Annotated in this window: 13 protein-coding genes; 6 read left to right on the top strand and 7 right to left on the bottom strand. The window is 53.7% G+C overall.

The annotated features are described in order from the left end of the window. Positions 1 to 26: 26 nt before the first annotated feature. From IQ241_RS10355 to IQ241_RS10335, 5 genes are all read right to left on the bottom strand, one after another. The gene (locus IQ241_RS10355; protein ID WP_193906720.1) at positions 27 to 1,757 is read right to left on the bottom strand and encodes a diflavin flavoprotein; all 1,731 of its coding nucleotides are present in this window, start codon (positions 1,755 to 1,757) and stop codon (positions 27 to 29) included. A 138-nt stretch (positions 1,758 to 1,895) separates the two neighbouring features. After that, positions 1,896 to 2,441, bottom strand: a complete 546-nt coding sequence (gene rsmD / locus IQ241_RS10350; protein ID WP_193906718.1) for a 16S rRNA (guanine(966)-N(2))-methyltransferase RsmD — start codon at positions 2,439 to 2,441, stop codon at positions 1,896 to 1,898. Then, positions 2,442 to 3,272: a sulfurtransferase gene (locus IQ241_RS10345; protein ID WP_193906822.1), complete on the bottom strand. Its 831-nt coding sequence runs from the start codon at positions 3,270 to 3,272 to the stop codon at positions 2,442 to 2,444. Positions 3,273 to 3,392: 120 nt separating this feature from the next. After that, positions 3,393 to 4,964 (bottom strand): Eco57I restriction-modification methylase domain-containing protein, encoded by a 1,572-nt coding sequence (locus IQ241_RS10340; RefSeq protein WP_228021563.1) that lies wholly within the window; start codon positions 4,962 to 4,964, stop codon positions 3,393 to 3,395. 4 nt (positions 4,965 to 4,968) lie between these two features. After that, positions 4,969 to 5,928, bottom strand: coding sequence for a XamI family restriction endonuclease (locus tag IQ241_RS10335; RefSeq protein WP_193906818.1), 960 nt, complete (start codon positions 5,926 to 5,928; stop codon positions 4,969 to 4,971). Between the two features lie 300 nt (positions 5,929 to 6,228). On the opposite strand from IQ241_RS10335, the gene IQ241_RS10330 reads away from it, so the two are divergent. The 6 genes from IQ241_RS10330 to opcA all read left to right on the top strand — a co-directional run bounded on the left by IQ241_RS10330 (position 6,229) and on the right by opcA (position 14,140). After that, positions 6,229 to 7,119, top strand: coding sequence for a tRNA (5-methylaminomethyl-2-thiouridine)(34)-methyltransferase MnmD (locus tag IQ241_RS10330; protein ID WP_193906716.1), 891 nt, complete (start codon positions 6,229 to 6,231; stop codon positions 7,117 to 7,119). A gap of 85 nt (positions 7,120 to 7,204) precedes the next feature. Next, entirely contained in the window at positions 7,205 to 8,581 is a 1,377-nt protein-coding gene (glmU, locus tag IQ241_RS10325) for a bifunctional UDP-N-acetylglucosamine diphosphorylase/glucosamine-1-phosphate N-acetyltransferase GlmU (RefSeq protein ID WP_193906714.1), read from the top strand. 160 nt (positions 8,582 to 8,741) lie between these two features. Next, positions 8,742 to 9,794 (top strand): class 1 fructose-bisphosphatase, encoded by a 1,053-nt coding sequence (gene fbp / locus IQ241_RS10320; protein WP_193906712.1) that lies wholly within the window; start codon positions 8,742 to 8,744, stop codon positions 9,792 to 9,794. Positions 9,795 to 9,869: 75 nt separating this feature from the next. Further along, positions 9,870 to 11,006 carry a transaldolase gene (gene tal, locus IQ241_RS10315; protein WP_193906816.1) on the top strand — a complete coding sequence of 379 codons (1,137 nt, stop codon included), beginning with the start codon at positions 9,870 to 9,872 and terminating at the stop codon, positions 11,004 to 11,006. A gap of 146 nt (positions 11,007 to 11,152) precedes the next feature. Next, positions 11,153 to 12,682: a glucose-6-phosphate dehydrogenase gene (gene zwf, locus IQ241_RS10310; protein WP_193906710.1), complete on the top strand. Its 1,530-nt coding sequence runs from the start codon at positions 11,153 to 11,155 to the stop codon at positions 12,680 to 12,682. Between the two features lie 126 nt (positions 12,683 to 12,808). Then, complete coding sequence (gene opcA / locus IQ241_RS10305) at positions 12,809 to 14,140, top strand: glucose-6-phosphate dehydrogenase assembly protein OpcA (RefSeq protein ID WP_193906708.1); 1,332 nt, start codon at positions 12,809 to 12,811, stop codon at positions 14,138 to 14,140. A 70-nt stretch (positions 14,141 to 14,210) separates the two neighbouring features. Here opcA and IQ241_RS10300 read toward each other — a convergent pair whose 3' ends face one another. Continuing rightward, complete coding sequence (locus IQ241_RS10300) at positions 14,211 to 14,534, bottom strand: ArsR/SmtB family transcription factor (RefSeq protein WP_193906706.1); 324 nt, start codon at positions 14,532 to 14,534, stop codon at positions 14,211 to 14,213. A gap of 136 nt (positions 14,535 to 14,670) precedes the next feature. Beyond that, entirely contained in the window at positions 14,671 to 15,399 is a 729-nt protein-coding gene (locus IQ241_RS10295) for a 16S rRNA (uracil(1498)-N(3))-methyltransferase (protein ID WP_193906704.1), read from the bottom strand. Positions 15,400 to 15,416 lie beyond the last annotated feature (17 nt).

Below are 15,416 nucleotides of genomic sequence, written 5' to 3'. Positions count from 1 at the left end.
TTGGGGGAGTGAGGGACAGGGTGAGATTAATAATAGTTCCCGACCTTACGATGGTGAACCGCGGTCAGCGCTTCCTCCTTGGATACCTTGCCGTCATCCACCGTGCAGTACACCAGCCAGTGGTCGCTCAGCTCCATCCGGCTCGCGACCGTACATTCCAGATAGGCTAGGGCGTCGGCTAGAATCGGCGACCGATTCTCCGCCGGGCGGGTGCGGACGCCGGCAAACCGGTCGGCCCCGGGGGGGAAGCGCTTGAGGAAATGCTTCATCAGGCCCAGGTGGTTGCCCTCTTCCAGAATATTCAGCACGAAGGTATCGCCGGTCTGCATCAGGGACTCGATTGCCCGGTCTTTGGCTACCGCAACCGTGAAGCCCAGCGGCTCGAAGCTAGCCTGGGTAATCCAGGAGGCGAGCATGGCGCTCTGGAGTTCGCCTTTGCTCGCCGTGATGATGTAAAGACCACTGCTAATCCGGCCCAGCGCCTTCTGCAAGTCGGCATCCAGGGACTTGATTTTCTTGATTTTCTTCGACTGGGCCAGCTCCTGACCCAGGTCTGTCCCCGTCTCTTCACAGAGCTGATAAACCGGCTCAGCGGGCGTGTCCTTAACCCGAATTGGCTCAAAGGCGACCTTCAGCTCCAGCTCTTGTAGCTTGGTGTACAGCGGGTCAATCGGCTCATCATCGCCGCCGTAGGACTCAAATAGGCCAAAGGTCTGCTTGTCGTTGACTGCCGCCAGGATCGTACTCAGCGCAGACTGAGTTTGCTCAGCTCCGCGACCCGATGAGGGCGGCATTCCAATCACGACGCCGGTGGCCCGACTCACCAGCTCATTCACTTCCTGGGGGTCGGCGGAGCGCAGATCGACCATTTCGACCGCGACGCCTGCCTTGGTGATACCGTGCGCGATCGCTTGCGAAAGCCGGTCGCTATAGCCGTAGTCCGACACGTAAAAGACGGCAATCAGCGTTTCTGACTTGCTCTTCTCCTGACTCCAGCGGCGGTAGCGCTCGGTTAGCTCCACCAGATTGTGGCGCAGCAGCGGCCCGTGGCCCGTGGCGATGGTGCTGATTTCGCCCTCCAGCTTATCCATCCGCTTCATCGCCGACAGGACGGAGCGGGCATTGGGGGCCATCAGGCACTCATAGTAGAAGCGGAAGTCGGGGGCTAGGCCCTCTAGGTCTTCGTCAAAGACCGCGTCCTGACAGTAGTGCGCCCCAAAGGCGTCGCAGGTATAGAGCGTCTCGTCTTTGTGGTCGTAGGTAAAAATGGTATCCGGCCAGTGCAGGTTAGGCGCATTGATGAATTCCAAAACGTGACCCTGGCCCAGGTCTAGGGTTTCGCCGCTTTTTATCACCTGTCGCTCAAAGGGCTGATGGACCAGATCTTCCAAAAACTTAATCGCAACTTTTGCACCCACGATAATCGCATTCGGCGCGAGCTCCAGCACATCCTTCACCAAACCGCTGTGATCCGGCTCGGTGTGGCTGACCACGATGTAGTCAATCTCCCGGGGATCAATCTGCTCCTTCAGCGCGTCGAGGTAGAGCTCTCGGAACTTAGCGTGGGAGGTATCCACCAGCGCCGTCTTCTCCCCCCGAATCAGGTAGGAATTATAGGTGGTGCCGTTTTGCAGGCCAAATTCAATGTCGAAGCGATCGCGATCCCAGTCCAGACAGCGAATGGCTGTCGTATCGGGGCCAATCTGTGCGGTCTGTAGGGTGAGCCGCTTTTCGAGTGCCGGTGCGGTTGCAACCATTGAGAGCCTCCTAGAGCATCCTGAGCAAACTATCTCAAAAGAGAATTTAACAACTTTTAAGTTGCTTTACTCCATTGTGCCGTAAGTTGCAGTATGTGGGTAGTGATAAATGCTTATTAAGCCCTTAGGAAGAGGTTATCAAATTCCCTCAGGGCTAAAAAAGGCCAGGCTGGTGCTGCCATAGCGCTTAGTCTGGTCTAGGGCTAATCCGGCTGTCTCAGCTGGCTGCCAGGACTCAGGGCTGTATTCAACCGCGATCGCGCCCTCCTCTACGAGCAATCCGTTTTCCGCAATTCCAGCCAGCACTGACTGATAGAGCCCACTGGCGTAGGGCGGGTCGAAATAAATCAGGTCAAACGATCCCTGAAGCTTGCGCAGCTGCTGGATGACGTCACCCCGCAGCACCTGAAAGGACTGCTCAGGCTGGGCTACTAGGGTCCAATTCTGCCGAATTACCCGGCAGGCCGCCCCGGCTGCATCGATCCCCACCGCTACTGCCGCACCCCGACACAGCGCCTCTGCTCCCATCGCGCCGCTGCCTGCACAGAGGTCCAACCAGCGGCAGCCGGAAACCCGCCCCCGCCAGATGTTAAACAGCGCCTCTCGCACCCGCGCCGACGTGGGACGAGTTGCCTGGCCTGGCAGGGTTTTGATGGCACGATTGCCGTAGATGCGGATGGCCATTCAGGTCAGGTAAGAACTCCAGTCGCTCCAGCCGCCGGGGTAGAGCTTGCCCATGGGTTTGTGCGCGATCGCTTGCGAAAATAAATTCACGCAGGCCGTCACCCCTGAGCCGCAGTAGACAATCACTTCGTCTGCCGAGTCCAAGTCAGACCAGTGATTTGCCAGTTCCGCTGGGGACTTTAGCCGACCTGAATCGTCTACTACATCCTGCCAAAAATAGTTCACCGCACTGGGCACACTCCCGGCAATTGGGTCGATCGGCTCGTACTCACCCCGAAACCGGCCCTCGGCCCGTGAGTCAATCAGCAACACGCCCGGCTGGTCTTTGCGCTGGCGGACCGTTTCGATATCGACCGTCCAGTCAGGCTGGGGCTGCGGCTTAAAGTCGCCTGCTTTGGGCTCGGGAATTCCCGTACTCAGTGGCAGCCCGGCTGCCTTCCAAGCCTCAAAGCCGCCATCCAGCAGCGCCACCTGCTCATGGCCCAAATACCGCAGCAGCCACCACAGCCGCGCTGCAAAGGCAAACTGCGAATCGTCATAGGCAATGACCTGGGTTGGCCCTTGCGGAGGCTTAGAGAAGATTCCCAGCTGATTCAAAGTGCGAACAAAGGTCTGCCAGTCTGGCAGCGGATGCCGACCACCGTGCGCTTGCACCGGCCCCGACAGATCTCGGTTCAGATCGAGGTAGTAAGCCCCTGGAATGTGTCCGGCTTCATACTGCTGACGGCCCAAATCCGGCTCTGACAGCGCAAAGCGACAGTCTACAATCACCACCTGCGGCTGCTCAAGATGCGCCGACAGCCACTGAGCGTCTACTAAATACGAATCTATCACTTCTTAATGCCTAATCTTGAGTTTTCTCTCAAAGTGTTAGCACTTACCCATTTTGCGAATCTATGTAATAAACTCTACTCTGTTTGCCCCAAAAAATGTCAGCTTATAGTCACATAACTACTCAAACAAACTATGCTGAGTTTCCTTTGATATTTTGGCATAGCTTGGTATAGCATTGACTATTCTTGTAGCATTTACATTTCCCAATTCTTTAGGTTCTATCTTATGTAACCCTCCTCCATATACTCTACCTTCCTCTAAAATTGAGGTGGGCTCCAAAGCATTGAGTATTTCCCAAATTCGTCGAATCTGATTTGGGTCTCGCGAAAGGTAGTATTTCAATGTGTCACGAGGATACAAAAGCAAGTAAACGTTAGGAGCTACAGCTTTAGATGAATTGAGAATAAATCGGAAAGCACGTTCATTGCCGCCTTTTTTTCTACCTAGATACGTGCAAATAATTGGTGCAGGCAACCGCTTCTCTTGGAAATACCATGTTTTTCTAGTACGACATAAATAACGCTCCGACGTAGTACCTTTCCCAGATTTAAGATATTTCCATAAACTGGGATATTTCGCACGAATTACTTCCTCAGGAATACGACAGTCTAACAGGAAAAGCTGATGCTCTAGTATAGGGAGCCCTTCCTGATCTGCTTGGATTTCATTAGCGAGTATGTATCGCGGGCTTGGCAAAATGGGACGCAAGAATTCATCAGGAAGGCTATAATGTTCGGTTTTTTCCTTGGTAAGAATAAAGAATTTATTATCGCCAGTTGCAATCCCACGCTTTATCTCGAATAGGTCTGATAGACAATGATTTTCGGCCTTTTCACGGATGCCTAGAGATGGGAAGCGTGTCCATTTGGGCTCGTCTTTCAAACATGGCAAATTAACTAGGCGAGACATATTGGGCGAGTGCATTGATTCTCCAAAAGTAAATAAAACTTTATGATTAGGAGGCGGCAGAGAATTTCTTATCCAAACAACTGCTGATGACACAAGTGCATCATCAAACTTGGTGTCTTCATAGTCAAATCTATGAATTTGAATAAGTGTTACCTTTTGCAAAAGATATTGCTTGATGGCTTTGCCATAATTCACATCCATAAACTCACTAGGTATTAACCACGCAGCAACTCCTCCTCTTTGCATCCAAGGATGAGAAAGGCAAAGAAAATGGCAGTACAAACCAGCCAAACCGCTTATTTTACTTTCGCAAGCTTTACTAGATAAATATCGTAAATTTATCTTTTCCTCACTTTCTATGTGGTGATGGCGCACATAAGGGGGATTACAAATAATGAGATTGAAACAATCAGATTGCCGTTTTGGTGGAGATAATTTAGTGAAGTCTAAAATTTTCAAATTCAAAAGAGTTTCTTTCCACAGTTCTTTTGCTGCTTCTCCATAACATGGATCGACTTCAAAGCCTTGTGCCGAAAGAATTGAGTCGGATCCAGTCGCATTCAGAAGAGCAGAATAAAAAACCCCTGTACCAAAAGCTGGATCTAGAAAACGTATTTTTTCACCACAATCGAGCAGGGGGATACTGTGCTCTAGAATGCTTTTTGCAAGTGTCATAGGCGTTGAAAATTGGCCTAATTTATTGCGTTCTTTCTGAGTTTTTTTCTCGTCCAATTGGCCTTGCAACAAAAAGCGCCTTTTTTCTATTTCTTTAATATTCAACTCTCTATAATCCAAAACTAGCTAGATCATCGATTCTATGTTCCCAAACCCAGTCAATCCCTTCAGCAGCTTCATAGCCTAAGTAGCCGCTATCGAAATAGCCGCAGAGAAATAAACTAAATCGTACCTGATTTCCATATGTTCTTCGCAATTGGGACATTTTAATTGCCTCTTCCTTGCGCCTTTTGTTAACGTTTGTAAAATCGCCAGCAGATTTTGCTTCAAATAAAATGGGCATCTCTCTTCTTTGGCTCGATTTGGGCTTGATTACAGCATCAATTGGTATATTAATTATCTTTCCTGTTTCTAGAGTTACAGGTATATTCATGCGAAAACTAAAAGTTCCAGGAGGCATGTCACTAAATTTCATACCATCTTGTACTGTTAGTTTCCTGTATTGGAAAGTTTCAAGCCAGCTTTGAATTGCTGCAAGCTGTCTCTTTTCCTGGGCATTTCGGATAATAGGATTGGCGACTGATCCGCATAGACGATCTGCGACAATGGTAGCAGCACGACGTATCTCAGCTTGTAAAGGAGGTTCAGTTCGATTTAGCCATGTAAAAATATCCGGATCTGCCATCCGCTCAATAATGTCGCCAATCTTCTGAAGTTCAATGTCTAAGGCTGCTCCTCGGAGACGAACTGGCAGTTTTTTCTTGTTTTCCATTCTCTTGACTAAGCTGCTTGGAATCGCTGCAAGGCCAATCAGTCGATCAACTGCCAAAGGTGGACAAGTTGACATTCTAAGAGTAGGAAGTACTCCAGGATGTTTACGTAAAATTGCAGGGGCAACATTTGTCAAGTTATTCGTTTCCCTCAGCGTCGCTTCGACATCTTTAGTAACCTCGATCCGTGTTTCTCGAAATGCCCTCGGAGCAAAATTCATAAACCAGTCGTTATACATATCCACCGATTGAGCAATATCTATTTTCCAAAGATGGGGCTTATCAAGGTTGACTGCCAGGGTAAGCGCAAGAAAATCGTATCCAAAGTATGCATTGGCTTTTGGGCGCTGCAGACGTGGCTAGAAGCCCCAGTTTTTCGTACTCGCCTTTCTCAATAGCTTTACCCTGTTGACATAGGCGCGGCCATTTTTCTCAATAAGGCAGTCTTTATTGATTCTTGCGCTTACCCTGGGTTGACTGCCATTGAATCGAAAATAAATTAGATGTTCTGAGTACCTATTCTGCCAGCTAGTGCCCAAGCTCAGCTACCGGACCAACGTTGCCTAATATAGTGTGTAAAAGTATCTCCACATCTCTCAATGTCCGTGCCTAAGCGCCAATTTACGCCGATTCCGACCCAAGATGGCTCAAATACTTTCTTCTCAGAAGAATTTGGCGAATGCTTCCACAGCCGGGGCGGAGCCTGGCAGGAGGCGCAGCAGACCTATGTGGCACCGACGCAGCTGGCTGAGCGGGCAAAGTTTGGGAATTTGGCCATCCTGGATGTCTGCTACGGGCTGGGCTACAACACGGCGGCGGCTTTGGAGACGATTTGGCAGGTGAACCCGGACTGCCAAGTGGAATTGTTTGCCTTGGAAATTGATCTGACTGTGCCGAGAGCCGCGATCGCGCAAAATTCCACCCCACCTTGGTCAGCTCGTACTGCTCAAGTTTTGAGCGCGATCGCCGAAACCCAGGCAATCCCGTCAGCTTCAAACCCTTTAGTGACGGCTCCAATCCAGGCTCAGCTGCTACTGGGCGATGCCCGTCAAACTATCCAAACCCTCACAGCCCAAGCCTGGCAGGCCGACGTCATTTTTCTCGACCCGTTCTCACCACCCCGCTGTCCCCAGCTCTGGACGGTTGAGTTTATCCAGCAGGTTGCCCGGTGCCTGAAGCCCGATGGGCGGCTGGCCACCTATTCTTGCGCCGCAGCAGTACGCACGGCCCTGAAGCTGGCGGGTCTATCCATCGACTCAGTCCCGACGGCGGGTCGTCGCTGGCCGGGAACAGTGGCGAACTACGAGGGTGGACTACCGGCCTTACCGCAGCAAGAGCAGGAGCACCTAACCACCCGAGCAGCTGTGGCCTACCGCGATCCCACTCTGAGCGCTGCTGCTGACGATATCCAACAGCGACGACAGCTGGAGCAGCAAACCTCAACCCTCGCCTCTACTGGCGAGTGGCGCAGGCGCTGGGCATTGATTTAGCAGCAGCTCAGGAATGGCCTGTCCCCTTTAGCTGGCCAGGGTTGGCAAGCTATACTCCCTCAAGCAGTCATTCTTGAGGGGGTATATGAGTACAGATTCACTCGCGATCGCGGTCCTAGCCGCAGGAAAGGGGACGAGGATGCGATCGCACCTGCCCAAAGTGCTGCATCGGCTCAGCGGGCAGACTTTATTAGAAAACGTGCTGGCCAGCCTGGGGCAGGTCAGTCCGAGTCGGCGCTTGGTGATTGTGGGCTACGCGGCGGAGCAGGTTCAGAAAACCCTGGCTGATGTTCCCGACCTGGAATTTATCAAGCAGACCGAGCAGCTAGGAACCGGTCACGCCGTGCAGCAGCTGATCCCAGCTTTGGACGGGTTTTCAGGCAACCTGCTGGTGCTCAACGGCGACGTGCCACTGCTGCGGCCAGAGACACTTGCGCAGATGCTGGCGACCCACAATGAAAATGGCAACGCGGCAACGATTCTGACGGCGCAAGTGCTCGACCCGAGCGGCTATGGCCGGGTTTTCTGTAATGAAAACCTGGTCGTCGAGGAAATCGTCGAACACCGCGACTGCAGCGATCCCCAGCGGCAAAATCGCCGCGTCAATGCAGGCATCTACTGCTTCAACTGGTCAGCTTTGATGACGGTGCTGCCCCAGCTCAAGGCCGACAATGACCAGCAGGAATACTACCTCACCGATGTGATCAAAAGCCTTTCTCCCGTAATGGCTGTCGATGCAGCCGATCCCAATGAAATATTGGGAATCAATAACCGCAAGCAGCTGGCCGAAGCCGACGATATTCTTCAGGACCGGATAAAGAAAGACTGGATGCTGGCGGGCGTTACCCTGGTCAACCCTGACAGCATTACCATCGACGCCACGGTCAAGCTTGAACCCGATGTCATAATTGAGCCGCAGACCCACCTGCGTGGCCATACCGTGATTCAAACCGGCTGCCGCATTGGTCCCGGCTGCCTGGTTGAAGACAGCACCATCGGCCCTAATACCACTCTGCTCTATTCCGTCGTCAGCGAGAGTACGCTGGCCGGGGGCGATCGCGTCGGTCCCTACGCCCATCTGCGCGGTCAGGTCAGCGTCGGCAAAAACTGCCGGATTGGCAATTTTGTTGAAATTAAGAAATCGACCCTGGGCGATCGCACCAATGTCGCCCACCTGTCCTACATCGGCGATGCCACGCTCGGCGAGAAGGTGAACGTCGGAGCGGGAACGATTACCGCCAACTATGACGGATTTCAAAAGCATCCGACCGTGATCGGCGATCGCACTAAAACCGGCTCTAACAGCGTCCTGGTTGCGCCCATCGAAGTCGGCTCCGATGTCACCATTGGGGCGGGCTCTGTCCTGACGAAGAACGTGCAGGATGACTGTCTAGTGGTGTCGCGGGCTCCGCAGCGGGTGATCCCGGAATGGCGACCAAGGGAAGTTAGGGGGGATGGGTAGGGGCAGGGTTCCCCCTGCCTGCATGACGCAGCTTTAATCTCTGTCTCATCGAATCAGGAGACAGGGCCTTTAAAGTGGGATTGTGGGGAGCTTCACGGCAGGCTTTAGGACGAGCTGTTAAACTTTCCTAGTCGCAGGCCCGTAGGGGAGGAAACATATTATGGCTGATGGCTATCAGCCCGCTCAGGGTAGCACCCTAGACCGGGATAGTACGACGCTTTCGCGCCATGTCTTACAGCAGCTTCAGAGTTTTGGGCCTGATGCTCAGGACCTGAGCGCCCTGATGAACCGGATTGCGCTGGCAGGTAAGCTGATCGCCCGGCGGCTGACGCGAGCGGGCTTGGTGGAAGACGCGCTGGGCTTCACGGGTCGCACCAACGTGCAGGGCGAGTCGGTGAAGAAGATGGACATCTACGCCAACGATGTCTTTATTTCTGTCTTTAAGCAGAGCGGCTTGGTCTGCCGCCTAGCGTCGGAAGAAATGGACGAGCCTTACTATATTCCAGAGAACTGCCCGTTAGGGCGCTACACCCTGCTCTACGACCCGATTGATGGCTCATCCAATGTTGATATTAACTTAAACGTCGGCTCAATTTTTGCTATTCGTCAGCAGCAGGGCAGCGATCTCGATCAGACTGCGTCAGACTTGCTGAGCTCAGGACGTGACCAGATTGCAGCAGGCTATATCCTCTACGGGCCGAGTACGGTACTGGTCTACTCGATCGGCCACGGCGTCCATGCCTTTACCCTCGATCCCAGTCTGGGAGAATTTATTTTAGCCAGCGAAAACATTCAGATTCCCGCCCACGGGCCAAATTACAGCGTCAATGAAGGTAACTTCTGGCAGTGGGAAGAGTCTCTGCGGGACTATATTCGCTATGTTCATCGCCATGAAGGCTACTCGGCTCGCTACAGCGGGGCGCTGGTGGGGGACTTTCACCGGATTTTGATGCAAGGCGGCGTGTTTCTCTACCCGGGTTCGGTGAAAAAGCCTGAGGGCAAGCTGCGCGTACTCTATGAGTCGGCTCCCTTGGCGTTTCTAGCAGAACAGGCCGGAGGGCGGGCCAGTACGGGTACTCAGGATATTTTGGATGTGGTCCCCGATAAGCTCCATGCGCGATCGCCCCTGGTCATTGGAAGTACGGAAGATGTGTCCCTGGTCGAGTCCTTTATCAAAGAGGGACAGCGTGAAAAGTCAGCAGCTTCGGTCTGAGCTGAGGCTGTCAGACCCTTTCAAAAATCGATAAATTAAAAATAGAGTTTGAGAATTAGGAGGTTCTATATGAACGTGACTGACAATCCTATCCTGCATCTGAAGGACTATGGCCAGAGCGTCTGGATGGATAACCTCAGCCGCAACCTGCTCCAGTCGGGTGAGCTGAAAGAGCTAATCGACCGTCGCGATGTGCATGGAATTACGTCGAATCCTGCCATCTTTGAAAAGGCGATCGCGGGTAATCAGGTCTATGACGAAGACATTGAGGCAGGCATCCGGGCGGGTAAGTCGGTCGAGGAAATCTACGAATCCTTAGTATTCTCCGATATCCGCCAGGCTTGTGATGTCCTTAAGCCGGTCTATGAATCGACCCAGGGGCTAGACGGCTACGTCAGCTTAGAGGTACCGCCGAGCCTGGCCCATGATACAGAAGGGACCATAGCCGAAGCCCGGCGCTACTTTCAGGCGATTGATCGGCCCAATCTGATGATTAAGATTCCCGGCACCCCGGAGGGTCTGCCTGCTGTCGAAACCGCAATCCGCGAGGGCATCAACGTCAACGTGACGCTGCTTTTCTCAGTTAAGAGCTATGTTAAAACCGCCTGGGCCTACATCCGGGGGCTTGAAGCGCGGGTCGCGGCAGGCGAAGATATCAGCCAAATCGCCTCCGTCGCCAGCTTCTTTCTCAGCCGGATTGATTCCAAGGTGGACGGCCAGCTGGATAAGCTCATTGAGAAAGCCGGAAGTTCCGAAAAGCGAATGCGACTGGCCAATACTAAGGGTAAAGTCGCGATCGCCAATGCCAAGCTGGCCTACCAGGAATATAAGCAGATTATCAGCAGCGATCGCTGGCAGGCCCTTGCGGCTAAAGGGGCTAAGGTACAGCGGCTACTCTGGGCTAGCACTAGCACCAAAGACCCCGCCTATAGCGATGTCATGTACGTTGATCAGCTGATCGGGCCAGACACGGTCAATACCCTACCGCCGGGCACAATCGAAGCCTGCGCCGATCACTGCGACGTCGATAGCCGGATTGAGCAAGACGTAGACGAGGCCCGCGCCCTGATCAATTCACTGCCCGAGCTGGGAATCAACCTTGACCAGATAATGGACGAGCTGCTCAAAGAAGGTATCGATAAGTTCGTCCAACCCTTTGACCAGCTCATGGACTCGCTGGTGATGAAGGTCAAGCAGCTATCACCGGCTTAGCCGGGGTAGAGGGCAGTGGGTTAGACAGGGTACAGAATTGAGATAGAAAATACCCTACTATCCAGATTCACTATTCCTATCAACGCTTTACCCGCCACCCTCTACCGGCCACCCTCTACCCACCACCCTCCACGCACTACCCACCCATGGTCACCCTCCTCGAAAACCCACTCCGCGTTGGCCTCCAAAAAGACCGTATCCCCGAGCCGCAAATTTTGGTCATTTTCGGTGCCTCAGGCGACCTCACCCAGCGCAAACTGGTGCCCGCCCTTTACCAGATGCGTCAGGAGCGACGGCTGCCGCCGGAGCTGACGATTGTCGGCGTCGCCCGGCGGGAATGGAGTCACGACTACTTTCGTGAGCACATGCGAGAAGGGATCGAGGACTATGGCGATGGGCTGGGCAATCAGGCGGTTTGGGAAAAGTTTTCCCAGGGGCTGTTTTACTGCCCGGGCAACATTGACAATCCCGAAAGCTATCAGGAGCTCAAAGACTTTCTCTCAGAGCTAGACGAAAAGCGGGGTACCCGGGGCAACCGCACCTTTTATCTATCTGTGGCGCCTCGTTTCTTTGCCGAGGCTGCTCAGCAGCTCGGCGCAGCGGGGATGCTAGAAGACAAGGCCAAGCAGCGGCTGGTGATCGAAAAGCCCTTTGGTCGAGACCTGGCGTCGGCTCAGTCGCTGAACTACAAGGTTCGCAATGTCTGCTCAGAAAAGCAAATCTACCGCATCGACCACTATCTCGGTAAGGAGACGGTGCAAAACCTACTGGTGTTTCGATTTGGCAATGCCATTTTCGAGCCGCTGTGGAATCGTCAGTTCGTTGATCACGTTCAGATTACGGTGGCTGAAACCGTCGGGTTAGAAGGACGGGCGGGCTATTACGAAACCGCTGGGGCGATTCGAGACATGGTGCAAAACCACCTCATGCAGCTCTTTTGCCTGACTGGGATGGAAGCGCCCAACTCGCTCAACGCCGACAGCATCCGCAATGAAAAAGTCAAGGTGTTGCAGGCGACGCGGCTGGCCAACGTTGAGGACTTAGGGAAAAGCGCAATTCGCGGCCAATATTCTTCTGGCTGGATGAAGGGGAAAGAGGTCCCCGGCTATCGAGACGAAGGCGACGTAGCGGAAGGCTCGACCAATCACACCTTTGCCGCTTTGGAGCTGCAGATTGATAACTGGCGCTGGCAGGGTGTCCCGTTTTACCTGCGGACGGGTAAGCGCCTGCCTAAAAAGGTCTCTGAGATTTCAATTCATTTCAAAGAAGTACCTCATCTGATGTTCCAGTCGGCAGCCAAGCAGATGAACCGCAATATTCTAGCGCTGAGAATTCAGCCGGATGAGGGAATTGCCATGCGCTTTGAAGTCAAAACTCCGGGTTCTTCTCTGCGGACGCGGTCGGTCGATATGGACTTTCGCTATGATGCGGCCTTTGGCAAGGCCAGCACCGACGCCTACAGCCGCCTGCTGGTCGATGCCATGCTGGGTGACCAAACCCTCTTTACCCGAGGGGATGAGGTAGAGGAATCCTGGCGCGTGCTGACGCCGCTGCTAGAAGTCTGGGATGCGGCTGCCGATCCCGACCAAATCCCGCTCTATGAAGCGGGAACCTGGGGGCCGATTGAAGCTGAGCTGCTGCTCAACCGCAACGGACGGCGCTGGCGGCGGCTCTGATCGGTTTGACAAAAATTTCTTAAGATTGAAATACCGTCCTCAAGCAGATACTCATTAAATTTAGTCAACCCGTCAACGCTAGATTTCAAGACTGATTCGACCCAGCAGCACATCTCATAGGTAACTATGGCTACTCCTCTCGTTGCGCTCCAAAAGCCCAAAGATATTTCCCTGGATGAAATCGAAGCTGAACTGCGTAACATCTGGCGCAGTCAAAGCGACGGCAGCTCGGCCCCGGGCGCCACTCGGGCCACCACCTTTAGCATGGTGATCTACGAGCCAGAGGAGATTCAACAGCGGCTGGCGGCACTCAGTCTTTACAAAGAGGCCATCGACGGGGAACATGGCCCGGCGACCAAAGCCGCCGTGACCGATTTTCAGAAGGCTTACAATTTGAGAATTACGGGCCGGGTCGATACCGAGACGCTGGCGCGACTGCGAGAAGAGTGCGATCGCCTTCCGCCAGACCGGCTCAGCTTCAAAAATTCTGATATTCGCGGTTTTACCTTCAGCGAGTCTCTAGCCGCCCAAAATCCCTGCCGGGTGATTACCCTCTGCCCCATCCTGGGCGAAGATACCGGCGTCACAGCTCAGGTATCGGCCTACTGCCCCGTGCAGAAAAACAACACCAGCAACCTGATCTGCTGCGAATACATCACGCTGCGGGGTACCAAGTCAGCGCTGGAGCGTGTAGGCGATCTGGTGGAGTCGCTAATCGTATCGGATTTGCCTAAGTTCGTCTGGTGGAAAGCCACGCCGAATGAAGAGCAACCACTCTTTCGGTCGCTGGCGGCCTCTAGCAGCTGCGTCATCCTCGACTCCAGCTATTTCAGCGACGCCGCCGCCGAGCTGCCTAAAATCAAGAAACTGATTGACTCAGGCACAAACGTCGCCGACCTCAACTGGTATCGGCTGGCCCCTTGGCAAGAGCTAACGGCATCTTCCTTCGACCCGCCTGAGCGTCGCGTCGCGCTGATGGAGGTCGATCAGGTCAGTATTGACTATGAAAACGGCAACCCGGCTCAGGCACTGATGTATTTGGGCTGGATGGCTAGCCGCCTGGACTGGCAGCCCGAAGCATACAAGGATGAAGGGGGCGACTACGATATTCAACGCATCCGGTTTTCTCGAGCAGACGGTAGGCAGATTGAAACAGAGCTAGCCGCCGTGCCCATCGCTGACTGGGGCGAAATTCTAGGCGACCTGACGGGACTGCGGCTGTCATCGACTAATCCCGAAGCCAACTGCTGTACGGTGCTCTGCTCTGAAACCGTAGGCTGTATGCGGATGGAGTCCGGCGGTGGAGCGCAGAGCTGCCTCTTTCAGGAAGTCACCGCGCTATCAGACCAGCGCTCCGACTTATTACTTGGGCAGCAGCTACAGCGCTGGGGCGAAGATGTCCTATTTGAGGAAAGTCTGGCTGTGGCCACTGAAATTTTGCAAATGGTGGATGCCTGAAGCCAAATTGCCCGATTGTCAAGCGCCGGAGCTTCATTCATAAAGCTTCGGCGCTTGGCGGCTGGCCTTTCTAGTAATCAATGAGCGCAGGTTTCTCAGCGGAATATTGGCTCATCTGGCCGTAGTTAGCCAGATAGTTTTCTAGCAGATTAAACTGGTCGGTATTGAGGCTGTAGTACATCCACCGCCCCTGCTGGCGGGCTCTGACTAAGCTGGCTTCCTTCAGCGTCTTCAGGTGAAAAGAGAGTTTTGACTGGGCGATATTCAGCTTTTGACACATATCGCCGACGCAGAGCTCTCCACCTTGCAGCAGTTCGAGCACCTGAAGCCGAATCGGCTCGGACAGAGCGTGGAATCCAGAAAAAACTGTTTCAGAGGTCAGTGGTTTAGGCATTACCGTCACACTTTAAGAATGGGATATCGTAACGTTTGTCTGTGCTATACTAAGGGACTAGCCAAAAGATGCTCGACAATCACAGCTTAAGCAAGCGCAGTTGGTTTGGCCATCCGGGCAAATACTTGAGATTTCTTTATCGGTAAGGCTCCCTAACCGCAGCAACGATAGCCAATGCCACAATAGAGGCGGTCACTGCCCGTAGGATCGCAGAGCCTAGAGAGACGGGCTGATATCCTTTCACAGCGGCCTCAGCAATTTCTTCAGGGGTCCAGCCGCCCTCTGGCCCAATAGCGATCGCGACAGCTGCGGCGGCTGACAAATCTTTTTGGAGCTGGGTCAGCAAATGCGGATATTCGCCCCGGGCCACGCAGAGGTATTGCTGGCTAGCTAGGGCGGGCTGCTGAAGCAGGGCGGGAAACGATACCGGCGGATGAATTTCAGGTATCGTCAGCCGTTCAGACTGTTCTGAAGCTTCCTGGGCAATCCGCTGCCAGCGGCTGACCCGGCTGTCGCTAGGGTTGAGCAAGGTGCGCTGGCTTAAAACCGGATAGATATCGGTGACGCCAATTTCGGTGGCCTGGCGAACCACCGCATCGAAGCCGCTGCCTTTGGGCAGAGCAGCAATCAGGATGAAAGGCGCGATCGCGCTCCCTCCCCGCTGCACCTCCTCCAGCTCAGCCTGGTCCAATTTATCTCCCAGCGTCGCTAGCCACTGCTGTCCCTGGCCATCCTGCGCGATAAAGCGGCTGCCGGGCGCGAGCCGCAGGACGCGGCGCAGATAGTGCACTTGCTCAGGCAGCAGATCCAGCGTTCGCCCCTGACATTGCTGCTCCGAGATCGTCAGTCGCTGAAGTTGAGACACCGATATCCTATGAGAGA

This window comes from Vasconcelosia minhoensis LEGE 07310, from assembly GCF_015207255.1.
GTDB lineage: Bacteria > Cyanobacteriota > Cyanobacteriia > Phormidesmidales > Phormidesmidaceae > Vasconcelosia > Vasconcelosia minhoensis.
The sequence above is the reverse complement of the archived record's forward strand: the minus strand, read 5'-3'. Positions and strand labels throughout refer to the sequence as shown.